Here is a 21144-nt window from a genome sequence, read left to right as displayed (position 1 = left end):
ACGGAGTCCAGTGGAAAAGGCTGCGCCGTTTTCCACGCTACGGGCGTCCGTAGTTCCGTAGGTTGGGTTGAGCGCCAACGCGGCGGGTTCGCGTCCTTCCGTTGGGCTTCGACGATAAAGCCTCAACCCAACCTACGGCCGGGCGCGGTGAGCGATCCCGAGCTTGCCGGGGCTGATGATGCGGAGCGCTCGCTCGAACAGCCCCCTCTCCCCTCGGGAGAGGGTTGGGGTGAGGGCGCGCCCAGCGACGGAGTCCAGTGGAAAAGGCTGCGCCGTTTTCCACGCTACGGGCGTCCGCAGTTCCGTAGGTTGGGTTGAGCGCCAGCGCGGCGTGTTCGCGTCCGTCCGTTGGGCTTCGACGATGGAGCTGTCTCAACCCAACCTACAAGGTCACGCCCAAGCGCGAGTCTCGTAGGTTGGGTTGAGCGCTAGCGAAGCCCAACAGTGCGACCGGCCTAGCCCGCCACCAGCACCCGAATGGCTTCCAGGCGCAGCGAGGCCTTGTCCAGGTAGGTCAGGCCTTCTTCGCGCTGCTGGCGCAGGCGATCGATCTCGTCCTGGCGGACGCTGGAATTGACCGCGCGCAGGGCTTCCAGGCGGGCGATTTCTTCGTCCATACCCGACACATAGGCCTGGCGGGCCTTGGCGACGCGTTCCTCGTGGCGGGGCAGGGCCTTGTCTTCGCCACCGCCGATCAGCTTGGCCAGGGAGTCACGCTGGGCCTGGACGAACTTGTTGGCGCTGGTACGCGGCACGCTTTCCAGCTGATCGTTGAGGGTCTCGAAGGCCACCCGGGCAGCCAGGTCGTTGCCGTTGGCATCCAGCAGGCAGCGGATCGCCAGCGGCGGCAGGTAGCGACCCAGTTGCAGGGCGCGCGGCGCCACTGCCTCGCTGATGTAGATCAGCTCCAGCAGCACGGTGCCCGGTTTGAGCGCCTTGTTCTTGATCAGCGCCACGGCGGTGTTGCCCATGGAGCCGGACATCACCAGGTCCATGCCACCCTGGGCCATGGGGTGCTCCCAGGTCAGGAATTGCATGTCTTCGCGGACCAGGGCCACGTTGCGATCGTAGGTGATGGTCACGCCTTCGTCGTCGCCGAGGGGGAAGCCGGCGTCGAGCATCTTCTCGCTGGGCTTGAGGATCAGGGCGTTGTCGGAGTGGTCCTCGCTGTCGATGCCGAAGGCGTTGAACAGCTCTTCCATGTACATCGGCAGGGCGAACTGGTCGTCCTGGTCGAGGATGTCCTCGACCAGTTGCTCGCCGGCGCCGGCGCCCGAGGAATTGAGTTCCAGCAGGCGGTCGCGACCGTTGTGCAGTTCCGTCTCCAGCGCGGCGCGCGCCTGGGCGCCCTGTTCCAGCAGTGCCTGCCAGGTGGCTTCGTCGCCACCGGCCAGCTGCTCGTCGAGCTCGCTGGCGAAGCGTGCCTGGAGGGCGCTGCCGGTCGGCGAGGTGGCCAGAAAGGCGTTCAGCGCCTGGTGGTACCACTGGAACTGGCGTTCCTGGCGGCTGCCTTCCAGATAGGGCACGTGCAGCTGGATGGTGTGGCGCTGGCCGATCCGGTCGAGACGGCCGATGCGCTGCTCCAGCAGGTCCGGGTGGGCCGGCAGGTCGAACAGCACCAGGTGATGGGCGAACTGGAAGTTGCGGCCTTCACTGCCGATCTCGGAGCAGATCAGCACCTGGGCGCCGAATTCTTCGTCGGCGAAGTAGGCGGCGGCGCGGTCGCGTTCGAGGATGCTCATGCCTTCGTGGAAGGTCGTGGCGGGGATGCCGGACTTGAGGCGCAGGGCGTCTTCCAGATCCAGGGCGGTTTCCATGCGCGCGCAGATGACCAGCACCTTGTGCGGCTTGAGCGCCTTGAGGGTGTCGATCAGCCATTCGACGCGGCCGTCGTGACGCCACCAGCGATCGTTGTCGTCTTCCGGGGCGAATTCGGTCTCCGGCTGCAGCGACTGGCCGGGCATGACGCCCTCGTCCAGGTAGGCATCCGGGAAGGGCAGGGCGTGGGCGTGCAGCTCGCGCTCGGGGAAGCCCTTGACCGCGGCGCGGGTGTTGCGGAACAGCACCCGGCCGGTGCCGTGGCGATCCAGCAGCTCGCGCACCAGGCGCGCGCGGGCGTCGGCGTCGCCGGCTGCGGCGGCGGCCAGCAGGGTCTCGCCTTCCTGACCGAGGAAGCCGCCGATGGCGTCCTGGGCGGCCGGACTCAGGGCGCCGGCGTCGAGCAGTTCCTGCACGGCTTCGGCCACCGGGCGGTAGTGCTGGGACTCCTGCTGGAAGGCGGCGAAGTCATGGAAGCGGCTGGGATCGAGCAGGCGCAGACGGGCAAAGTGGCTGTCCTGACCCAGTTGCTCGGGGGTCGCGGTGAGCAGCAGCACGCCGGGGATGACCTCGCCGAGTTGCTCGACCAGGCTGTATTCGCGACTGGCGCCCTCGGGGTGCCAGACCAGGTGGTGGGCTTCGTCGACCACCAGCAGGTCCCAGCCGGCGGCGAAGGCGGCGTCCTGGGCCTTTTCGTCGCGCACCAGCCAGTCCAGGGAGACCAGGGCGAGCTGGGCGTCCTCGAAGGGATTGCCGTCTTCGCTGGCCATGAAGCGCTCCGCGTCGAACAGCGCCACTTCCAGGTTGAAGCGGCGGCGCATCTCCACCAGCCACTGGTGCTGGAGATTTTCCGGAACCAGGATCAGCACGCGGCTGGCACGACCGCTGAGCAGCTGGCGATGGATCACCAGGCCGGCTTCGATGGTCTTGCCCAGGCCCACCTCGTCGGCCAGCAGGACGCGCGGTGCGACCCGGTCGGCCACGCTGCGGGCGATGTGCAGCTGGTGCGGGATCGGCTGGGCGCGAGTGCCGCCGAGGCCCCAGAGGCTGGACTGCAGCAGGCGGTTGCGATGCTCGTGGGTGTGATAGCGCAGGCCGAACCAGGGCAGGGGGTCGATCTGCCCGGCGAACAGGCGGTCGCTGGCCAGGCGGAACTGGATGAAGTTCGACAGCTGGGCCTCGGGCACGCTGCGTGCCTCGCGCTCGGCGGTGAAGCCGTGGTAGGTCAGCAGGCCGTCCGCTTCGGAGACCTCGCGCACGGTGAGCTTCCAGCCCTCGAAGTGAGTCACCTCGTCGCCCGGGGCGAAGCGCACCCGGGTCAGCGGGGCGTTGCGCTGGGCATACTGGCGCGTCTCACCGGTGGCTGGATAGAGCACCGTGAGCAGGCGGCCGTCCAGGGCCAGGATGGTTCCCAGGCCCAGTTCGGCCTCACTGTCACTGATCCAGCGTTGTCCCGGTTGATGCGACGCCATGTGGAAGCTTCTCCCCAGCTATCAAAAAGCCGGCTATTTTAGCGAAAGCGGAGTCAGAAGCCTAACGCGCTCTTTGCCGCAGTCCGCGAATTCGAGGTCCCCGTCATGATCCCTGTCATTCCGCCGCCCGGCGTGACCCCGCCAAACCAGCTGGATCCCGCCCCGGTGCGTCCCGCCAGCGCCCCCATCGCGCCCGTGCAGCCGGCGGCCGAGACCGCCCACGCACCCCTGGAGGACGAGGCCACCCTGGACCGCGAGGCGCGTCGTCGTCGCCGGCAGCGCGAAGCCCTGCGCCAGGGCTTCGGCGCCGAGCGTGCCCAGGCCCTGGAAGAGCCGGAGCAGGTGGGCGCCCAGGTGGATCTGCGGGTCTAGCCATGGTCGAGCGCCTGGAGCTGGACGATGCCGAGCTGATCTTCCAGCCGCACTGGCTGGCGGCGGAAACCGCCGACGCCTGGCTGCGGCAACTCGACGCCGAAACGCCCTGGAACCAGCCGCAGGTGCGGGTGTACGGGCGCTGGCACCCGGTGCCGCGGCAGGTGGCCTGGTACGCCGACCCGGGCGTGGTCTACGGCTACGCCGGCCTGGACCACGCCGCCTTGCCCTGGACACCCCTGCTGCAGCGGATTCGCGAAGCCGTTGAGGCGGCCTGCGGCCGGGGCTTCAACGGCGTGCTGCTCAATCGCTATCGCGATGGCCAGGACTCCATGGGCTGGCACAGCGACGACGAGGCCAGTCTCGGCGCCAATCCGCTGATCGCCTCGCTCAATCTCGGGGCCGCGCGGCGCTTCGACTTTCGCCGCAAGGGCACCAGCCGCATCGGCCATTCCCTGGAACTGGGTCACGGCAGCCTGCTGGTCATGGCCGGCGCGACCCAGCATCATTGGCAGCACCAGATCGCCAAGACCCGCAAAGCCAGCGGGTTGCGGCTGAATCTCACCTTTCGCCGGATAGCGACATGAGCGACGACAGCAATCTCATCGACTTCACCACCGAGCGCGGCAAGCGCATCCACGACCTCAAGGAGCGCCGCCTGCAGGAGGTGCGCTCGGCCTTCGAGCAGGCGCTGCCGCTGACCGCGGCCAAGAAGAAAAAGCGCAAGCCGAAGAAGAAGTAGCGGGCACTACCGTTCGTCGGGTTTTGCCCTTGAAATTTTTTGGAGAATTCCTATCTAGGTTCGTGCGGGATGCCGAAGTCGGGTCCCGCAGGCAATACCGAAACTTGCTGAACCTATCAGGAGATTCACCATGAGCAATGTACTGTCCCTGGCCCCGCTGTTCCGTCATTCCGTCGGCTTCGACCGGTTCAACGACCTGTTCGAATCCGCGCTGCGCAACGACGCTGGCAGCTCCTATCCGCCCTACAACGTCGAGAAGCACGGTGACGACCAGTATCGCATCGTGATCGCCGCCGCCGGTCTCCAGGAAGATGACCTGGACATCGAAGTCGAGCGTGGCGTGCTCACCGTCAAGGGTGGCCGGCGCGAGAACAGCGCCGAGAGCGTGACCTTCCTGCATCAGGGCATCGCCCAGCGCGCCTTCAAGCTGTCCTTCCGCCTCGCCGACCATATCGAGGTGAAGGGTGCCGATCTCAAGCATGGCCTGCTGAGCATCGAACTGGTGCGCGTGATCCCGGAAGAAGCCAAGCCCAAGCGTATCGCCATCTCCGGCCAGCGCCCAGCCCTGGACAACTGATCGTCCAGGCGTCCTGACCAAGAGCCCCAGCCCTGTGCTGGGGCTCTTTCGTTTGTGGCTACTGCGCTAGCGACGGTGACCGAAGAGCTCCAGCAGCACCCCGCGCAACCAGCGATTGCCGGCATCCTGGTGATAGCGCGCGTGCCAGTGCTGCCTGACCGCGAAGCCCTCGACTGGCAGCGGGCATTCGTGGACCCTGAGGCCGTAAGTCTGCGCCAGGGTGGTGCCGATGTGCCGCGGCAGGGTGACGATGAGGTCGGAGTTGCCGACCACCGCGCCGACGCCCAGAAAGCCGGGTAGCTCCAGCACGATGCGGCGCTGCACCCCGGCGCGCAGCAGGCCCGCTTCCAGCAGCTTCTGCCCGGTGCCGGCGCTGACCAGCACATGGCCCTCCTCGGCATAGGCCGTGGCCGTCAGTTGCTCGCCGAGGCGCGGATGGCGGGCGCTGACCAGACACACCCAGTCCTGGGGAAACAGCAGTTGCTGATAGAGGCTGCCGCCCAGCCAGGGAATGAAGCCGACCGCCAGGTCCGCTTCGCCGATCTCCAGCGCCTGTTCGGTGTTGCCGTCGATCCGTGCGACTTCCAGCCGCACCCCGGGCGCCACCTCGCGCAGCTGCGCCAGGATCCGTGGCAGCAGGGTGATGTGACTGGCATCGCTCAGGCAGAGGCGAAACAGCCGCTGGGCAGTGGCGGGCTCGAAGGCGACTTCCCAGGCCACCAGCCGGCGCAGGGATTCGAGCACTTCGCGACATGGGGTGATCAGGGCCTCGGCTTGCGGCGTGGGCTTCATGCCGCCAGGTGTGCGCACGAACAGCGGATCGCGCAGCTGCTGGCGCAACTTGCTTAGCCAGAGGCTGATGGTGGGTTGGCTCTGGCCCAGCTGTTCGGCGGCCCGGGTGACGCTGCCGGTGCGGTAGAGCACCTCGAACAGCATCAGCAGCTTGGGCTCGGGCATGCCATCCGTGGGTAGCATTATCAGAATTCCTGATGGGCGAATTGAGCTCTTTGTATAGCTCAATAGCAGGCGCGGGCCTAGGGTAGGGCGAAAACAAGGAGCCCGATCCATGAAGATCTGCATCCTCGGGGCCGGTGCCCTGGGCAGCACCTTTGGCGCCTGGTTGAGCGAGGCGGGACACGAGACCTGGCTGCTCAACCGCCCCAATGCCCATATCGAGGCGGTGGCGCGTGACGGCCTGGACATCGAGACCACCGATGGCCGTCGCCGGGTCCAGGTGCGGGCGGCGGTCAGCGCCGAGGCGGTCGGGGTAGTGGATCTGGTGGTGGTGCTGGTCAAGTCCTTCGCCACCACCGCGGCCATGAGCCATGCCCGGGCGCTGGTCGGTCCGCATACCCTGGTGCTGTCGTTGCAGAACGGCCTCGGTCACGAAGAGCTGCTGGCCGAGATCGTCGGCCAGGAGCGGGTGATCGCCGGCAAGACCTATGTCGGCGGCGTGCTGCTCGGCCCGGGGCGGATCCGCAGCGGGGTGGCGGGCAAGCGCACGCTCATCGGCGAACTCGACGGTCAGCTCTCGGCACGCGTCCAGGCCGTTGCCGCCGTCTTCGAGGACGCCGGGCTGGCCACCACGGTCAGCAGCAACATCCGCGGCACCCTCTGGGACAAGTTGCTGGTCAACGTCGCCACCGGTGCCCTCACCGGCATCACCCAACTCACCTATGGCCAGCTCTACAGCGAGCCGCAGCTGCGCGACACCGCCTTGCAGGCGGTCGCCGAGGCCATCGCGGTGGCCCGCGCCGCCGGGGTCGAGCTGGGCCTGCGCGAGCCCCAGGCGGCCTGGGAGCTGGCACGCGAAGGGTTGCCGCCGTCCTTCAAGACCTCCCTGCTGCAGAGCCTGCAGAAGGGCTCCATCACCGAAATCGACTTCATCAACGGCGCGGTGGTGCGGCTCGGCCAGCAGTACCGCGTGCCCACGCCGGTCAACGCCACCCTGGTCGCCTGCATCAAGGGTATCGAGCGCGCCCTGGCCGACCGACAACAAGAGGACGCCAAACCATGAGCATTCCCAAGGCCTATCTGGAACACGTGGCCATCTGGGTGAAGGACATCCACTGGCATATCCGCTTCTTCCACGAGGTGTTCGGCATGACCCTGCGCGAGGTGCAGGGTACGGTCGAACAGCCCAGTCAGTACTGGACGCTGGGCGGGATGCAATTCATGAGCAAGCCTGACTTCGAAGGCCCCGAGGGGCGCCTGGGTCATCTGGGGCTTATGTGCGAGGACCTCGAGGCCGCCCTGGCCGCGGCCCGGCGCTTCGAGGGGGTGGAGCAACTGCCCCAGGGCCACAACTGGCTGCGCCTGCCCGATGGCCTGGCGCTGGAATTCATCCAGGCCGTGCCGGCCCGCGCCGTGCACGACGCCCTGGCCGTCAACGCCCGTCAAGCCGAGTGACAGCGACCATGACCGTACAGGAAAAATATTTCGAGGATGCCCGCGAGGGCGACGAGGCGCTCACGCCGAGTTACCAGGTCACCAGGGAGCGCATCCTGGCCTACGCCGACCTCACCGGTGACCATACCCCGGTCCATGTCGACGAGGCCTATGCCAATGCCAGCCACTTCGGCGGTCTGGTCGCCCATGGCCTGATGGGGCTGTCCATCGCCGACGGCCTCAAGACCCAGTGCGACTACCGCTTCCTGCCAGGCATGTCACTGGGCTGGACCTGGGATTTCCTCCTGCCGATCCGCGTCGGCGACGAATTGCACGTCAGGGTGCGCGTCGGCGCCATGCGCCCGAGCAAGAGCAGGCCGGGCTGGGGCATCGTGGTGCTGCCCTCGGAGCTGATCAACCAGAAGGGCGAGGTGGTCCAGCGCGGCGAACACCGGCTGATGGTGCCGCGGCGGGAGGGCGTGGTATGAGCCAGCCACTGCCGCTGCACGGCCTGAGGGTCATCGACTACAGCCACTTCCTCGCCGGCCCCTATGTGGGGCGCTGCCTGGCGGCCTTGGGCGCCGAGGTGATCAAGGTGGAGCGCCCGGGCAGTGGCGATGCCGGTCGCCAGCACGCCTTCGTCCTCGATGACCAGCAGAGCGGCTATTTCCTGCAACTCAACATGGGCAAGCAGGGCGTCAGCGTCAACATGAAGGACCCGCGCGGCAAGGCCTTCATGCAGCAGCTCTGCGACAGCGCCGACGTCTTTATCGAGAACTACCGACCCGGCGCCCTGGACAGGCTCGGCCTGGGCTATGCGGAACTGTCGGCGCGCAATCCGCGACTGGTGTACTGCTCGATTTCCGCCTACGGCCACACCGGCCCCGACGCCCATCGCGCCGGCTTCGGGCTGATCGCCGAGGCCAAGAGCGGCATCATGCAGATGGTCGGCACGCCCGGCGAGGCCCCGCCATTGCTGCGGATTTCCCTGGGCGACATGTACACCGGTGCCCATGCGGTGGCCGCCATCAACGCGGCGCTGTTGGGGCGGGTCACCAGCGGCCGTGGCCAGCACATCGACATGGCGCTGTATGACACCCTGGTATCGATGCACGAGTACGCCGTGCAGTGCTATACCCTGTCCGGCGGCGAGATCCTGCCGCAGCAGACCGGCCACGACATGCCCACCTCGACCCTCTATGGCGTGTTTCGCGCCCAGAACGGCGACCTGGTGATCGCCGCCCAGGTGGACGACTCCTGGAAGCGCTTCGCCGCCCTGGTCGAACAGGACGCGGACCAGCCGGGCTTTGGCAGCGACCTGCGCTTCCATACCTCCACCGGCCGCAACGCCCATCGCGAAGCCATCCTGCCCATCGTCAAGGCCTGGGTGGCGGCCAATCCGGTCGCACGGCTGCTGGCCCTGCTCGACGAGATCGACGTGCCCTGTGCCAAGGTGCAGCGCATCGACGAGGTGATCGAGGATCCCCAGATCAAGGCGCGCGGCATGATCCAGGAACAGCAGCACCCGCGCTTCGGCACCCTGCGCATGCCCAATCTGCCGTTCCGCTTTTCCGAGTGCGACACCACCATCCAGCAGGTGGCGCCGGACCTGGGCGAGCACAACGCTGCCGTCGCTCAGAGCCTGGGCTACAGCGCGGAAGACATCGCTCGGCTGCAGGCCGACGGCGTGCTGTTCAGCCAGGAGCCCTGCGCATGACCGACCACTACGCGGTGATCGGCCGCCCGATCAACCACACCAAGTCGCCGCTGATCCATGGCCTGTTCGCCGCCACCACCGGGCAAGACCTGGAATACGGCGCCATCGAGGGCTCGCCGGAAGACTTCGCTGGCGACGTGCAGCGCTTTCGCGCCCAGGGCGGGCAAGGCCTGAACGTGACCGCGCCGTTCAAGCTGCAGGCCTTCCAGCTGGCCACCGAGTCCAGCGAAAGGGCACGGCTGGCCCGGGCGGCCAATGCGCTGAAGTTCGAGGGCGAGCGGGTGCTGGCGGAGAACTTCGATGGCATCGGCCTGCTGCGCGACATCGAGGTCAATCTCGGTCAACCCCTGGCCGGCAAGCGGGTGCTTTTGCTGGGCGCCGGTGGTGCGGTGCGTGGCGCCCTGTTGCCCTTTCTCGCCGCCGGACCGACCGAATTGGTGATGGCCAATCGCGATGAGCGGAAGGCGGCTGAGCTAGCCCAGGAGATCAACCATCCGCTGCTGAGCGTAAAGGGCTACGCAGCGCTGGAAGGAGAGACCTTCGATCTGGTGGTCAACGCCACCTCTGCCAGCCTGGTTGGCGAACTGCCGCCGGTGCCGGTGGGCGTCTTCACCCAGGCGGCGCTGGCCTATGAACTGGCCTATGGCAAGGGGCTGACGCCCTTCCTGCGCCTGGCCCAGGAGCAGGGCGTGGCGCAGCTGGCCGATGGCGTGGGCATGCTGGTGGAGCAGGCGGCGGAAGCCTTCGCCTGGTGGCGCGGCGTACGCCCCGAGACCCGGCCGGTCATCGACCAGCTGACCCTTCCCCTGACCTGAGCGAACCCATGAAGATCCTGATGCTGCACGGTATCAACCACAACATGTTCGGCAAGCGCGACCCGGCGCAGTACGGCACCGTGACCCTGACCGAGATCGACGCCAGGCTAACGGCCCTGGGCGCGGAACTGGGCGTCGAGGTGGAAAGCTTCCAGAGCAACCACGAGGGGGCGATGGTGGAGTGCATCCATCGGGGCTACGAGGAGGGCGTCGACGCGGTGCTGATCAACGCCGGCGCCTGGACCCACTACAGCTACGGCATCCGCGACGCCCTGGCGATCCTTGCCGTGCCGGTGGTGGAGCTGCACATGTCCAACATCCACGCGCGCGAGGGTTTCCGCCATCATTCGGTATTCGCCGAGATCGTCCTGGGCCAGATCGCCGGCTTCGGCGTGGACAGCTACCTGCTGGCGCTACGCGCGGCAGTGAGCGAGGCCCAGGCCAGGCGGTAACGGGGGCTTGCAGTTCTGCTGCCAGAGAGCCCTGGCCGTGCCGAGGCTTTTTCGTCGAGGCGACCCTCACCCCGGCCCTCTCCCAGAGGGAGAGGGGGAGGTAACGGGGAGCCCCGCGTAGGGTGGAAAACCGCGCAGCGTTTTCCACGCGCCAAGAGTGGTTGCTGAGGCCCTGTTGGGCTTCGCTGCGCTCAACCCCAACCTACGAAAGCATCTCGACGTAGGTTGGGTTGAGGCAGCTCCATCGCCGAAGCCCAACAGTAGGATAAGGAGCCGCGTGCAGGCTATCGCGGCCCATGGCCGCGATAAAGTAGGGTAGGGAGGCACCGCTTCTCTCGGCATGAGAATCAAGCTGATGCTCGCCATAGCTGAGGCAGGTCTCGGGCGCCAATTGTAGCTGGGTGAGAAGTCCTGCGTTGGCGCGAATGGAGGCGGGGAGTCGCAACGGATTCACGGGCATTCGTCGTCCTCTCGTGGCGACGTTGCCTCACCCGCATGCGGCCCCAACTCCCGCTGCGGACACTCCCGCCACTGCCTATCCCCCGGACCTGCGGTGTATTCCGGATGCAGTGGATAGTGCAGCCGATTCTCCGCCCGGCTGGTATCGCCCACCACCAGCAGTTCCACCGGCTCCGTGGTCTCGTTGATGAAGGTATGGGCGACACCGTCGCCGGCCTTGAAGCCCACGCCGTCGCCCGGCTCGAGTCGGTGGGCGTGGCCGTCGATCCAGGCGGTGGGATGACCGGCGATCACATAGACGAATTCGTCTTCGGTGGCCTCGGCATGGGGCCTTGAGGTGCGGCGCCCGGGTGGCAGCCATTCATGGTGGATGCCCAAGCGGGCGAAGCCGAAGTGGCGGCCGAAGGCGGCGCCCAGGGAAAAGCGCTCGTCACTGTCAGGATAGCCGGGGCCATCCGGGGCCTGCAGCTGGGTCCAGTGCACGATCTTGTCGAAATCTTTCCGGGATTGCATGGGGTGCTGCGCCTCGCGGGAAAATAGCTCAAGCTTAGTGGTTTAGGCGGATGCTGCCGCCTCAGGTCTCTTTCGGTGCAGGAACGCGATGCCCAGACTGTCCAGACAACTCCTCGCACTCCTGACCCTGGCGCTGCTCGGTGGCTGTTCACCCGATACGCCGATCAACAGCCCCTACCGCGCTGGAGCCGAAGGCCAGAATACCCTCTATACCGCCTTCACCACACGTTCGCCGAAGTACCTGGATCCGGCCAGTTCCTATTCAGGCGACGAGACCAACTTCACCTACAACATCTATGAGCCGCTCTACGGCTACCACTACTTCAAGCGGCCCTACGAGCTGATCCCCCGCGGCGCGGAGCGGGTGATCGCGCCCTATTACCTGGACACCCAGGGCCGGCGCCTGCCGGATGATGCACCGCCGGCGCAGATCGCTCAGAGCGTCTACGACATCCCCATCCGCCGCGACGCCCGCTACGCGCCCCACCCGGCCTTTGCCCGCGATGCCCAGGGCAATTACCGTTACTTCCCGATCAAGCCGGACGATCTGGCCGATCGCTACCAGATCCCTGACTTCCCCGAGACCGGCAGCCGCGCCCTGACCGCCGCCGACTACGCCTACGGTCTGCGCCGCCTGGCCAGTCCGCGGCTGGTCTCGCCCAGCTATGCCATCTTCGCCGAGCACCTGGTGGGCATGCAGACGTTTGGCGATGGTCTGCGCGCCGCCGACAAGGCCCTGCGCGCCAGCCTGCCCAAGGGCGCGCCGCTGCCCTGGCTGGACCTGCGCCGGGGCGAGTTGCCCGGGGTCGAGGTGCTGGATGAGCACACCCTTCGCCTGCGGGTGATCGGCAAGTACCCCCAGTTCAACTACTGGCTGGCCATGACCTTCGCCGCGCCGATGCCCTGGGAGGCGGATCGCTTCTACAGCCAGCCGGGCATGACCGAGCACAACCTCGGCTTCAACAGTTGGCCGGTGGGCACCGGCCCCTATCGCCTGGCCGAATCCATCCCCAATCGCCGCCATGTGCTGGCGCGCAATCCCAATTATCACGCCGATCCCTATCCCTGCGAGGGAGAGCCCGAGGATCGCGAACAGGGCCGGCTGGACGATTGCGGCAAGCCCATGCCGCTGATCGACCGCGCGGTGTTCAGCCTGGAAAAGGAAGGGGTGCCGCTGATGGGCAAGTTCATCCAGGGCTACTACGACACCCCCCAGGTCGAGCGCGGCGAATATGGCGTGGCGCTGCGCACCAAGGCCGGTGATTCGGCCGATTCCGCCGAACTCTATCGCGAGCGCGGCCTCAAGTTGCCCACCGCGGTGGAGGCGTCCAACTGGTACCTGGGTTTCAACTGGCTGGATCCGGTGGTGGGGCAGGGCGCCACACCCGAGCAACAGGCCCGCAATCGCAAGTTGCGCCAGGCGCTGTCCATCGCCTTCGACTGGGAGAGCTACATTACCGTCTTCCTCAACGGTAACGGCCTGGTTGCCAATGGCCCTCTGCCGCCGGGCGTGCTGGGCTATGAAGCGCCGCCGGCCGGCAGCAACCCGGTGGTCTATCGGTTGGTGGATGGCAAGCCCGAGCGGCGGCCCATCGAAGAGGCCAGGCAGCTGCTGGCCGACGCCGGCTATCCCGATGGCCGCGACGCCAGGAGCGGGCGGCCGCTGATCCTGCAATACGACGCCCAGAGCAGTGGCGACAGCGCCATGTTCGACTGGATGCGCCAGCAGACCGCCAAGCTGGGTATCCAGCTGGAATTGCGCGGCTCGGACTACAACAGATTCCAGGACAAGATGCGCAAGGGCGCGGCGCAGATCTTCTTCTGGGGCTGGAACGCCGACTATCCCGATGCCGAGAACTTCCTCTTCCTCTTCTACGGCCCCCAGGGCAAGGCCAAGCATGGTGGCGAGAATGCCGGCAACTACAGCAATGCCGAGTACGACCGGCTGTTCGAGCAGATGAAGAGTCTCGATGATGGTCCGGAAAAGGTGGCGCTGATCCGGCGCATGGTCGCCCTCGTGCAGCAGGACGCGCCCTGGCTGTTCGGCTGGAATCCCCTGTCGGCCGGGGCCTATCAACAGTGGGTGTACAACGCCAAGCCGACCCAGATGGTGCGCGATCAGCTGCGCTACCTGCGCCTGGATCCGGCGCTGCGCGAGCGCAAGGTGCTGGAGTGGAACCGGCCGGTGCTCTGGCCGCTGTGGCTGCTCTTGGGCCTGGCGCTGCTGCTGGCCTGGCTGGCCTGGCGCAGCCTCCGGCGCCGCGAGCGCCAGACCGCCTTTGGCGACGACACCGGGGAGGGGCGGTCATGATCGGCTATCTGCTGCGGCGCCTGGCCTATGGCGTGCTCATCCTGATCGGGGTGAATCTGCTGACCTTCCTGCTGTTCTTTACCGTCAACACCCCGGACGACATGGCGCGCCTGGCCATCGGTGGCAAGTACGTCACCGCCGAAGCCATCGAGGACTGGAAGGCAGAGCACGGCTACGACAAGCCACTGCTCATCAATACCACCCGTGAAGGGATGGAGCAGTTTACCGATACCCTCTTCTTCGACCGGTCGGTCAGTCTGCTGGTGTTCGACTTCGGCACCTCCGACAGCGGTCGCGACATCGGCCGGGAGATCGCCGAGCGCGCCGGACCGAGCCTGGCGCTGGCGCTGCCGACCTTTGTCCTCGGCCTGCTGGCGAGCGTCGGTTTTGCCCTCCTGCTGGTGTTCTTTCGCGCCACCCGCCTGGACTTCTGGGGCGTGGTGCTCTGCGTGCTGCTGCTGTCGATCTCCTCGCTGTTCTACATCATCGCCGGCCAGTGGCTGTTCGCGAAGATCCTGCGGCTGGTGCCCTATTCGGGTTATGAGGAAGGCTGGAATCTGCTGCGCTTCCTGGCGCTGCCGGTGGTGGTCGCGGTGATTTCCGGGCTGGGCAGCCAGGCGCGCTTCTATCGCGCGCTGTTTCTCGAAGAGATCGGCAAGGACTATGTGCGCACCGCCCGCGCCAAGGGCCTGGCCGAGCGCCAGGTGCTGTTGCACCACGTCTTGCGCAATGCGGCGCTGCCAATTCTCACCGGCGTGGTCTCGGCCATCCCACTGCTGATCATGGGCAGCCTGATCGCCGAATCCTTCTTTGGCATTCCCGGCCTGGGCAGCTACACCATCGACGCCATCAACGGCCAGGACTTCGCCGTGGTGCGCACCATGGTGTTCCTCGGCTCGGTGCTCTACATCGTCGGCCTGATCCTGGCGGACCTGTCCTACACCCTCGCCGATCCTCGCGTTCGCTTCAGGTAGCCGCCATGCCGAAATTCGTCTTGCTCTGGACCGACCTCGCCCTCTACCTGCTGGTGGCCGGTACCCTGGTCTACGCCTGGCGCACGCGTCGCCAGCCGGCCCTGCGCGCCAGTTGGCGGCGGGTGCTGCAGGATGCGCCGGCGATGAGCGCGGCCGTGATACTGGCCAGCTTCGTCGCCATCGCCCTGCTAGATTCGGTGCACTACCGGCCCCAGTTGCCCGCCATGCCCGCCATGCCCGGCGCCACGGCGCCGATCTATTCCCCCACGGTGCTCTCGGCCCTCGATGGCCTGCTGGCCGACACCAGCCTGACCCAGCGCGAAAAGACCTATTCCGCGCCACTCGCCACCCACCAGTTCACCAAGGAAACCCTGGGTACCAGCGCCGAGGGCCTGCCGCTGCGCGATTTCCCGCGCCTCAGGCATGCCGGCACCACCTTGAGCGATCCCGCTACCGAGTGGCGGGGCGATCTTCTCAAGCGACTGACGTTGGGCCTGCTCGGCGGTCTGGCGCTGGCCCTGGCGACCGCGGCCCTGGCGACGGCACGGTTGCGCGAGACGGGTGGTTTCGCGGTACGTTGCGGACTCATCCTCCGTGGCCACACCGCCACCCCCTGGCGCGCCATCCTGCTGACCTGTCTGGGCGTCTGCCTGGTGACCGGCAGCGTGATCGCCCTAGCCAGCGGCTATCACGTGCTGGGCACCGACAGCACCGGCAACGACGTCCTCTACCAGTCGCTCAAGAGCATCCGCACCGCCTTCGTCATCGGCAGCCTGACCACCCTGGCCATGCTGCCGCCGGCGATCGGCTTCGGCCTGGCCGCCGGCTATTTCAAGGGCCGGGTGGACGACGTCATCACCTACCTCTACACCACCCTGACCTCCATCCCCGGGGTGCTGCTGGTGGCGGCCTGCGTGTTGATGATGCAGGTGTTCATCGACCGCCATCCCGAGCTGTTCGACACCGGTGCGGCGCGGGCCGACCTGCGCCTCTTCATGCTCTGCCTGATCCTCGGCCTCACCGGCTGGGCCGGGCTGTGCCGTCTGCTGCGCGCCGAGGCGCTCAAGTTGCGCGAGCTGGAATACGTCCAGGCCGCACGAGCCTTTGGCGTCTCCCACTTCACCATCCTGCGCCGGCACCTGCTGCCCAACGTCTTCTACCTGGTGCTCATCACCCTGACCTTGGAGTTCTCCAGCCTGGTGCTCTACGAGGCGGTGCTGTCCTACCTGGGCATCGGCGTCGACCCGACCATGAATTCCTTTGGCTCCATGATCAACGATGCCCGGACCGAGATGTCCCGTACCCCGATGATCTGGTGGAATCTGCTCAGCGCCTTCGCCTTCATGCTGACCCTGGTGCTGGCGGCCAATCTGTTCGCCGATGCCGTGCGCGACGCCTTCGATCCGCGCAGTCGCCGGCTGAGATCCGCCTGGCTCAGGCGCCGTCCCGGCCAGGGTGAGGTGCAGCCATGACCCCGGTGCTGGAGATTCGCGATCTGGAGATCCTGGTCGAGGGCGAGGAGGGCACACGGCAGGCGGTCCGCGGCCTGAGCCTGGCCATCGCGCGTGGCGAGACCTTCGCCCTGGTAGGCGAGTCGGGCAGTGGCAAGAGCGTCACCGCGCTCTCGCTGCTGCGGCTGCTGCCACCGTCGCTGGGTATCGCCCGCGGCGCGGCGCTGCTGGCCGGGACCGACCTGCATCGACTGCCGGAAGGACGCCTGCGCGAACTGCGCGGCGGGCGCGTCGGCACCATCTTCCAGGAGCCCGCCACCAGCCTGAATCCGGTCATGCGCATCGGCGAGCAGATCGAGGAAACCCTGCGCGCCCATACCGTGCTGCGCGGTGCCGCCACCCGTGCCCGGGTGGTGGAATGGCTGCGCCGGGTCGGCATTCCCGAGCCGGAGCGGCGGATCGACGACTATCCCTTCCAGTTCTCCGGTGGCCAGAAGCAGCGCATCATGCTCGCCCTGGCACTGGCCGCCGAACCGGACCTGCTGATCGCCGATGAACCCACCACGGCGCTGGACGTCACCGTCCAGGCGCAGATCCTCACGCTGCTGGCCGATATCCAGCGTGAACTGGGCATGGCCATCCTGCTCATCACCCACGATCTGGCGGTGGTGCGCCAGGTGGCCGATCACGTGGCCCTGATGCGCCATGGCGAGATCGTCGAGAGCGCGCCGGCCGCGGAGTTCTTCGAGGCGCCCCGGCATCCCTATGCCCGCGAGCTGTTCGCCGCCATTCCCACCTTCGCCAAGCGCGGCCAGACCCTGGCCGGCACCCCGCGTGCCCTGCCGCAGCGCCAGCCGGGCGCGCGGCTGCTGGAGGTGCGTGAGCTGGCCGTGCACTATCCGCTCCGCCGCGGGGCCTGGGGTCGAACGCGGGACTGGGTCAGGGCGGTGGACGGGGTGAGCTTCGACCTGCACGCGGGCGAGACCCTGGCGCTGCTGGGCGAGTCCGGGTGCGGCAAGACCACCACCGGCAAGGCGCTGCTGCGCCTGCTCGATGGACCACGCATCAGCGGCAGCGCCCAGCTGGGCGGCGAGGACCTGCTCACGGCGGATCGGCGTACCCTGCAGCGGCTACGGCGGCAGATCCAGATCGTCTTCCAGGATCCCTTCGCCTCGCTGGATCCGCGCATGCGCATCGGCGCTACCCTGGAGCAGGGCTTGCTGGCGCTGCGTCCCGAGCTGGATGCCGCCGAGCGCCAGCGCCGCGCTGCCGCCCTGGTGGAGCGGGTCGGGCTACCCGGTGACACCCTGCAGCGCTTCGCCCACGAATTTTCCGGCGGCCAGCGGCAGCGCATCGCCATCGCCCGGGCGCTGATCGTCGAGCCGCAGGTGCTGATATGCGACGAACCCACCTCGGCGCTCGACGTCTCGGTGCAGGCGCAGATCCTCGATCTTCTGCGCGAGCTTCAGGCGGAGCGGGGGCTGGCCTATCTGTTCATCACCCACAATTTCGGCGTGGTCGAGTACCTGGCCGATCGCATCGCGGTGATGGACGGCGGCCACATCGTCGAACAGGACAGCGCCGAACGGGTGCTGCGTGCGCCCGCTCACGCCATGACCCAGCGCCTGCTGGCCGCCGTGCCGCGCCTGGATTTCGGGACCCCGTCATGAATTTTCCACCGCGCATCGCCCTGGCCGACTTCGCGCTGGTCTGGCCGCAACCGCGCCTGGCCGAGGCCTTCGCCGAGGCGCTGAACTGGAGCTATGCCGAGCATCGCCGCTTCCTCGGCTGGGCCCGGGAACACACCACGGTCGCCCAGGCCCGCGACAGTCTGCTCGCCGCGCGCGGTGCCTTCACCCTGGTCCAGGGCGAGAAACGCTACTTCCTGGTGCGCGGTGACGCGTTGCTCGGCTGCCTGGGGCTCACGCCACTGGACGGCGGGCGGCGCTACGAGATCGGCTACTGGCTGCACAGCCTGCATACCGGCCAGGGCCTGATGACCGCCGCGTTGCGCTACTTCGTCGAGCAGCGGGGCGCGGCGGGGCTCTTTCTCACCACTTCGGCCGCCAACCACTCCAGCCAACGGCTCGCCGAGCGGGTGGGTTTCCGGCGCGTGCGGGTGCTGGAAAACGATCGGCAAGGTCCGGACGGGCAGCGCTGCGCCATCTGGGTCTATGAATTGCCACCGCAGGTGAAGCCATGACCGCCCTGAGCGTTCCGCTGCAGTATCCGCCCCGCTTCGCCGTGACCGAGGCGGTGGAACTGATCGACCTGACCCTGGCCGATCCTGGCGCGGTAGCCGACTACTATCGGCGCAATCGTCAGCACCTGGCGCTGTCGATGCCACGGCGCTCGGATGCCTTCTATACCCTGGCGCAATGGCAGGGGCAGGTAGCGGCGTACCGCGCCGGCGGCCCAGGCCTGAGCGAATTGCGCCTGGTGCTGCGGGCGGGGCCGCTGGTGATAGGTACGGTGAATTTCAGCCAGATGGTTCGCGGCGGTTTCCAGGCCTGCTACCTGGGCTATGGCCTGGATGCAGCCTGGCAGGGACGGGGGCTGATGCGCCAGGCGGTGCGCCTGGGGCGGGACTTCGTCATCGCCGAGCTGGGCCTGAATCGGATCATGGCCAACCATCTGCCGGAGAACACCCGCAGCGCTCATCTGCTGACCCGTCTCGGCTTCGAGCGCGAGGGCCTGGCGCGGCGCTATCTGGAGATCGACGGGGTCTGGCGGGATCACGTACTGACCAGCTATGTGCGTCCCGCCCCCTGAATGAAAACCGGCGGCACCTGGCCGCCGGACTTCCCTCAGACCCGCGCCGCGGTGACGGCCGCCGAGCCCCAGGTGGTGCGCCAGCGGCGCTTGACGCTGAGCAGGCCGAACCAGGCGAGCACGCCGAGGGCAGCGAACAGCCAGAGCCCCAGCTGATAGTCGCCGGTGGCCTGCTTGACCGCGCCCAGGCCGGCGGTGAGGGCGAAGCCGCCGATGCCGCCCGCCATGCCGATCAGTCCGGTCATGACGCCGATTTCCTTGCGGAAGCGCTGGGGGACCAGCTGGAACACCGCGCCATTGCCAGCGCCCAGGCTGAGCATGGCGACCACGAACAGCGCAAGGGCGGCCATGGCGCTGGGCAGGTGGAAACCCACAGCGGCGATGCAGATGGCCGCGACGGTGTACATGCCGAGCAGCGCGCGGATGCCGCCGATGCGGTCGGCCAGGGCGCCACCCAGGGGCCGCATCAGGCTGCCACCGAAGACACAGGCCGCGGTGTAGTAGCCGGCAACCACCGGCTCCAGGGCGTACTGGTCATGGAAGTAGCCGGGCAGGGTGCTGGCGAGGCCGAGGAAGCCGCCGAAGGTCACGCTGTAGAAGAACATGAACCACCAGCTGTCCTGGTCGCCCAGGGCGCGGCCATAGTCCGCCAGCTTCTTCGGCGCCGGGCGTTCCGGGGCGTTGCGGGCGCAGAGCACGAAGACCACCAGGGTCAGGATCAGCGGGATCAGCGCGAAGCCGAACACGTTGGTCCAGCCAAAGGCCTTGGCCAGTGCCGGGGCGAAGAGGGCGGCGAACACCGTACCCGAGTTGCCCGCGCCGGCGATGCCCAGGGCCTTGCCTTGGTGCTGCGGCGGATACCACTGGGAGGCCAGCGGCAGGGCAACGGCGAAGGAGGCGCCGGCGAAGCCGAGGAACAGGCCCAGCACCAGGGTCTGCTCATAGCTGTGCACGCCATGCTGCCAGGCCACCAGCAGCGCCAGGATCACCACCACCTGGCCGATGATGCCGGCGGTCTTGGGTGACAGTCGATCGGCGACGAAGCCCAGGATCAGGCGCAGGACAGCGCCGGCGAGGATGGGCGTCGCCACCATCATGCTGCGCTGCTGGGTGGTCAGCTGCAGGTCGGTGGCGATCTGCACGGCCATGGGGCCGAGCACGTACCAGACCATGAAACTCAGGTCGAAGTAGAGGAAGGCGGCGAACAGGGTCGGCGCATGGCCGGCTTTCCAGAAACTGGGACTCATGGAGGCACCTCGGGCACGTCACGGGCATGAAAAAGGCGCCAGTCACCCTTGCCCGTTGCCGGGAGGTGAACTGACGCCGTTGTCGATTGGGGTGACCGCCGTTGGCCACCGCTACCCAGGTCTTTGCAAGAGCGAAGCCAAGTTGCGCAAGCCCAGTGTTAGCCGGGGATCGCGATATTGGCAGCGTCTGAACCGGTCAAAGCGCTGCACAAGGATTGAGCGCCGTCACGACAGGTTGCCCCTTGTTGGCGCTTGTGAAGAGGTAGTATGGGCTAGGTTGGATCGCGGCCATGGGCCGCTCCTACGGGTACAGCAGCGTCTGTAGGAGCGGCCCATGGCCGCGATAACGTGCTCGATACCTTCCGTCCGTCTTCGGTGCACTACCTGCAACGCCACGAACGGGTGGGCAGGACAGGACGCCGATACGGCCGCTCCTGGCTGTTACTTCGCGTACTTGGTCTGCAGCGCCTTGGCTTCCTGGAGGTGGTGCTCCAGCTTCGGCAGGGTCTTCTCGGCGAAGGCCTTGAGCGCGGCGTCATCGCCGGTCTTGGCTTCGTTGCGGAAGATCTCGATGGTCTGCTCATGGGCCACGACCTGGTTGTTGGCATAGGAGCGATCGAAGGAATCGTCACGCACCTGCAGGATCATGGCCTTGGCCTTGTCCATCAGCTCGGCGTCGGTGGAGACTTTCAGCTTCTTCTCCTGGGCCAGGCTCTTGAGCTGCTCGTTGGCCTTGGTGTGATCGTCGATCATGCTCTGGGCGAAGGTCTTGATGTCCTGGGACTGGCTCTTTTCCAGGGCCAGCTTGCCTGCCTCGATCTCGGCGATGCCCTTGGCCGAGGCGTCGTCGACGAATTCGGCCGGAGACAGCTTGTCGGCGGCCTGGGCCAGACCGGCACCGGCAGCCAGCAGGATGGCGAGGGACAGGCTGGAGGCTTTCTTCAGCATGGGCGTCATGGACGTGCTCCTGATTTTCTTGGCAGTAAGGGAAGGGCGTCACCGGCTGGCAGTGAACGCGCCTGCAAAATGGGACCTGTCTAAAAAGTCATACGTTCCCTGAAGAA

The 21144-nt window shown here is 67.2% G+C and carries 21 protein-coding genes; 16 read left to right on the top strand and 5 right to left on the bottom strand.

All coding sequences use genetic code 11. From position 1 onward, the window contains the following. Window positions 1-455: 455 nt before the first annotated feature. Window positions 456-3290 carry an RNA polymerase-associated protein RapA gene (rapA, locus tag PVZ72_RS14795; protein WP_273862331.1) on the bottom strand — a complete coding sequence of 945 codons (2835 nt, stop codon included), beginning with the start codon at window positions 3288-3290 and terminating at the stop codon, window positions 456-458. A gap of 105 nt (window positions 3291-3395) precedes the next feature. On the opposite strand from rapA, the gene PVZ72_RS14790 reads away from it, so the two are divergent. The 4 genes from PVZ72_RS14790 to PVZ72_RS14775 all read left to right on the top strand — a co-directional run bounded on the left by PVZ72_RS14790 (window position 3396) and on the right by PVZ72_RS14775 (window position 4981). Further along, window positions 3396-3662 (top strand): aspartate-semialdehyde dehydrogenase, encoded by a 267-nt coding sequence (locus PVZ72_RS14790; RefSeq protein ID WP_183629357.1) that lies wholly within the window; start codon window positions 3396-3398, stop codon window positions 3660-3662. A 2-nt stretch (window positions 3663-3664) separates the two neighbouring features. Next, the gene (locus tag PVZ72_RS14785) at window positions 3665-4249 is read left to right on the top strand and encodes an alpha-ketoglutarate-dependent dioxygenase AlkB family protein (RefSeq protein WP_187979742.1); all 585 of its coding nucleotides are present in this window, start codon (window positions 3665-3667) and stop codon (window positions 4247-4249) included. Continuing rightward, a complete protein-coding gene (locus PVZ72_RS14780) occupies window positions 4246-4404 on the top strand; it encodes a hypothetical protein (RefSeq protein ID WP_007160293.1) in 159 nt (52 codons plus the stop codon). Before PVZ72_RS14785 ends, PVZ72_RS14780 begins: the two co-directional genes overlap by 4 nt. Before the next feature lie 130 nt (window positions 4405-4534). Then, on the top strand, window positions 4535-4981 hold the full coding sequence (locus PVZ72_RS14775) for an Hsp20 family protein (protein WP_017642155.1): 447 nt from the start codon (window positions 4535-4537) through the stop codon (window positions 4979-4981). A 66-nt stretch (window positions 4982-5047) separates the two neighbouring features. Here PVZ72_RS14775 and PVZ72_RS14770 read toward each other — a convergent pair whose 3' ends face one another. After that, entirely contained in the window at window positions 5048-5956 is a 909-nt protein-coding gene (locus PVZ72_RS14770; RefSeq protein WP_273862330.1) for a LysR family transcriptional regulator, read from the bottom strand. Window positions 5957-6047: 91 nt separating this feature from the next. Here PVZ72_RS14770 and PVZ72_RS14765 point away from each other — a divergent pair, with 91 nt between their 5' ends. The 6 genes from PVZ72_RS14765 to aroQ are packed head-to-tail and all read left to right on the top strand — an operon-like array spanning window position 6048 to window position 10353. Beyond that, window positions 6048-6998 carry a ketopantoate reductase family protein gene (locus tag PVZ72_RS14765; protein ID WP_273862329.1) on the top strand — a complete coding sequence of 317 codons (951 nt, stop codon included), beginning with the start codon at window positions 6048-6050 and terminating at the stop codon, window positions 6996-6998. Further along, a complete protein-coding gene (locus tag PVZ72_RS14760; protein ID WP_273862328.1) occupies window positions 6995-7390 on the top strand; it encodes a VOC family protein in 396 nt (131 codons plus the stop codon). Before PVZ72_RS14765 ends, PVZ72_RS14760 begins: the two co-directional genes overlap by 4 nt. An 8-nt stretch (window positions 7391-7398) precedes the next feature. Further along, entirely contained in the window at window positions 7399-7857 is a 459-nt protein-coding gene (locus tag PVZ72_RS14755) for a MaoC family dehydratase (protein WP_187979738.1), read from the top strand. Beyond that, window positions 7854-9086 carry a CaiB/BaiF CoA transferase family protein gene (locus tag PVZ72_RS14750; RefSeq protein WP_273862327.1) on the top strand — a complete coding sequence of 411 codons (1233 nt, stop codon included), beginning with the start codon at window positions 7854-7856 and terminating at the stop codon, window positions 9084-9086. Before PVZ72_RS14755 ends, PVZ72_RS14750 begins: the two co-directional genes overlap by 4 nt. Beyond that, a complete protein-coding gene (aroE, locus tag PVZ72_RS14745; protein WP_273862326.1) occupies window positions 9083-9901 on the top strand; it encodes a shikimate dehydrogenase in 819 nt (272 codons plus the stop codon). The genes PVZ72_RS14750 and aroE overlap by 4 nt, the downstream gene beginning before the upstream one ends. A gap of 8 nt (window positions 9902-9909) precedes the next feature. Next, the gene (gene aroQ, locus PVZ72_RS14740; protein ID WP_273862325.1) at window positions 9910-10353 is read left to right on the top strand and encodes a type II 3-dehydroquinate dehydratase; all 444 of its coding nucleotides are present in this window, start codon (window positions 9910-9912) and stop codon (window positions 10351-10353) included. A gap of 450 nt (window positions 10354-10803) precedes the next feature. Here the strand turns inward: aroQ and PVZ72_RS14735 are convergent, their stop codons facing one another. Next, the gene (locus tag PVZ72_RS14735) at window positions 10804-11325 is read right to left on the bottom strand and encodes a cupin domain-containing protein (protein WP_273862324.1); all 522 of its coding nucleotides are present in this window, start codon (window positions 11323-11325) and stop codon (window positions 10804-10806) included. An 88-nt stretch (window positions 11326-11413) separates the two neighbouring features. Between PVZ72_RS14735 and PVZ72_RS14730 the strand changes: the two genes are divergently transcribed. From PVZ72_RS14730 to PVZ72_RS14705, 6 genes are read left to right on the top strand one after another with little or no spacing between them, the layout of a single operon-like run. Beyond that, window positions 11414-13636, top strand: a complete 2223-nt coding sequence (locus PVZ72_RS14730; protein ID WP_273862323.1) for an ABC transporter substrate-binding protein — start codon at window positions 11414-11416, stop codon at window positions 13634-13636. Further along, the gene (locus tag PVZ72_RS14725) at window positions 13633-14610 is read left to right on the top strand and encodes an ABC transporter permease (RefSeq protein ID WP_273862322.1); all 978 of its coding nucleotides are present in this window, start codon (window positions 13633-13635) and stop codon (window positions 14608-14610) included. The genes PVZ72_RS14730 and PVZ72_RS14725 overlap by 4 nt, the downstream gene beginning before the upstream one ends. A 5-nt stretch (window positions 14611-14615) precedes the next feature. Next, window positions 14616-16082: an ABC transporter permease gene (locus tag PVZ72_RS14720; RefSeq protein WP_273862321.1), complete on the top strand. Its 1467-nt coding sequence runs from the start codon at window positions 14616-14618 to the stop codon at window positions 16080-16082. Continuing rightward, on the top strand, window positions 16079-17731 hold the full coding sequence (locus tag PVZ72_RS14715) for an ABC transporter ATP-binding protein (protein WP_273862320.1): 1653 nt from the start codon (window positions 16079-16081) through the stop codon (window positions 17729-17731). Before PVZ72_RS14720 ends, PVZ72_RS14715 begins: the two co-directional genes overlap by 4 nt. Continuing rightward, window positions 17728-18264, top strand: coding sequence for a GNAT family N-acetyltransferase (locus PVZ72_RS14710; protein ID WP_273862319.1), 537 nt, complete (start codon window positions 17728-17730; stop codon window positions 18262-18264). The genes PVZ72_RS14715 and PVZ72_RS14710 overlap by 4 nt, the downstream gene beginning before the upstream one ends. Then, on the top strand, window positions 18261-18833 hold the full coding sequence (locus PVZ72_RS14705) for a GNAT family N-acetyltransferase (protein ID WP_273862318.1): 573 nt from the start codon (window positions 18261-18263) through the stop codon (window positions 18831-18833). Before PVZ72_RS14710 ends, PVZ72_RS14705 begins: the two co-directional genes overlap by 4 nt. 35 nt (window positions 18834-18868) lie before the next feature. Here the strand turns inward: PVZ72_RS14705 and PVZ72_RS14700 are convergent, their stop codons facing one another. After that, window positions 18869-20080: a nitrate/nitrite transporter gene (locus PVZ72_RS14700; protein ID WP_133861158.1), complete on the bottom strand. Its 1212-nt coding sequence runs from the start codon at window positions 20078-20080 to the stop codon at window positions 18869-18871. Window positions 20081-20521: 441 nt separating this feature from the next. After that, window positions 20522-21037 (bottom strand): DUF4142 domain-containing protein, encoded by a 516-nt coding sequence (locus PVZ72_RS14695; protein WP_017642172.1) that lies wholly within the window; start codon window positions 21035-21037, stop codon window positions 20522-20524. Window positions 21038-21144: the final 107 nt, after the last annotated feature.

Source organism: Pseudomonas sp. LA5, from assembly GCF_028640825.1.
Lineage (GTDB): Bacteria > Pseudomonadota > Gammaproteobacteria > Pseudomonadales > Pseudomonadaceae > Chryseomonas > Chryseomonas aestiva.
This window is presented reverse-complemented; position numbering and strand designations above follow the sequence as displayed.

Excerpts from the sequence above, each read along its gene's own strand:
- rapA (WP_273862331.1), bottom strand. The coding sequence starts at position 3,290 with ATGGCGTCGCATCAACCGGGACAACGCTGGATCAGTGACAGTGAGGCC.
- PVZ72_RS14790 (WP_183629357.1), top strand. The coding sequence starts at position 3,396 with ATGATCCCTGTCATTCCGCCGCCCGGCGTGACCCCGCCAAACCAGCTG.
- PVZ72_RS14785 (WP_187979742.1), top strand. The coding sequence starts at position 3,665 with ATGGTCGAGCGCCTGGAGCTGGACGATGCCGAGCTGATCTTCCAGCCG.
- PVZ72_RS14780 (WP_007160293.1), top strand. The coding sequence starts at position 4,246 with ATGAGCGACGACAGCAATCTCATCGACTTCACCACCGAGCGCGGCAAG.
- PVZ72_RS14775 (WP_017642155.1), top strand. The coding sequence starts at position 4,535 with ATGAGCAATGTACTGTCCCTGGCCCCGCTGTTCCGTCATTCCGTCGGC.
- PVZ72_RS14770 (WP_273862330.1), bottom strand. The coding sequence starts at position 5,956 with ATGCTACCCACGGATGGCATGCCCGAGCCCAAGCTGCTGATGCTGTTC.
- PVZ72_RS14765 (WP_273862329.1), top strand. The coding sequence starts at position 6,048 with ATGAAGATCTGCATCCTCGGGGCCGGTGCCCTGGGCAGCACCTTTGGC.
- PVZ72_RS14760 (WP_273862328.1), top strand. The coding sequence starts at position 6,995 with ATGAGCATTCCCAAGGCCTATCTGGAACACGTGGCCATCTGGGTGAAG.
- PVZ72_RS14755 (WP_187979738.1), top strand. The coding sequence starts at position 7,399 with ATGACCGTACAGGAAAAATATTTCGAGGATGCCCGCGAGGGCGACGAG.
- PVZ72_RS14750 (WP_273862327.1), top strand. The coding sequence starts at position 7,854 with ATGAGCCAGCCACTGCCGCTGCACGGCCTGAGGGTCATCGACTACAGC.
- aroE (WP_273862326.1), top strand. The coding sequence starts at position 9,083 with ATGACCGACCACTACGCGGTGATCGGCCGCCCGATCAACCACACCAAG.
- aroQ (WP_273862325.1), top strand. The coding sequence starts at position 9,910 with ATGAAGATCCTGATGCTGCACGGTATCAACCACAACATGTTCGGCAAG.
- PVZ72_RS14735 (WP_273862324.1), bottom strand. The coding sequence starts at position 11,325 with ATGCAATCCCGGAAAGATTTCGACAAGATCGTGCACTGGACCCAGCTG.
- PVZ72_RS14730 (WP_273862323.1), top strand. The coding sequence starts at position 11,414 with ATGCCCAGACTGTCCAGACAACTCCTCGCACTCCTGACCCTGGCGCTG.
- PVZ72_RS14725 (WP_273862322.1), top strand. The coding sequence starts at position 13,633 with ATGATCGGCTATCTGCTGCGGCGCCTGGCCTATGGCGTGCTCATCCTG.
- PVZ72_RS14720 (WP_273862321.1), top strand. The coding sequence starts at position 14,616 with ATGCCGAAATTCGTCTTGCTCTGGACCGACCTCGCCCTCTACCTGCTG.
- PVZ72_RS14715 (WP_273862320.1), top strand. The coding sequence starts at position 16,079 with ATGACCCCGGTGCTGGAGATTCGCGATCTGGAGATCCTGGTCGAGGGC.
- PVZ72_RS14710 (WP_273862319.1), top strand. The coding sequence starts at position 17,728 with ATGAATTTTCCACCGCGCATCGCCCTGGCCGACTTCGCGCTGGTCTGG.
- PVZ72_RS14705 (WP_273862318.1), top strand. The coding sequence starts at position 18,261 with ATGACCGCCCTGAGCGTTCCGCTGCAGTATCCGCCCCGCTTCGCCGTG.
- PVZ72_RS14700 (WP_133861158.1), bottom strand. The coding sequence starts at position 20,080 with ATGAGTCCCAGTTTCTGGAAAGCCGGCCATGCGCCGACCCTGTTCGCC.
- PVZ72_RS14695 (WP_017642172.1), bottom strand. The coding sequence starts at position 21,037 with ATGACGCCCATGCTGAAGAAAGCCTCCAGCCTGTCCCTCGCCATCCTG.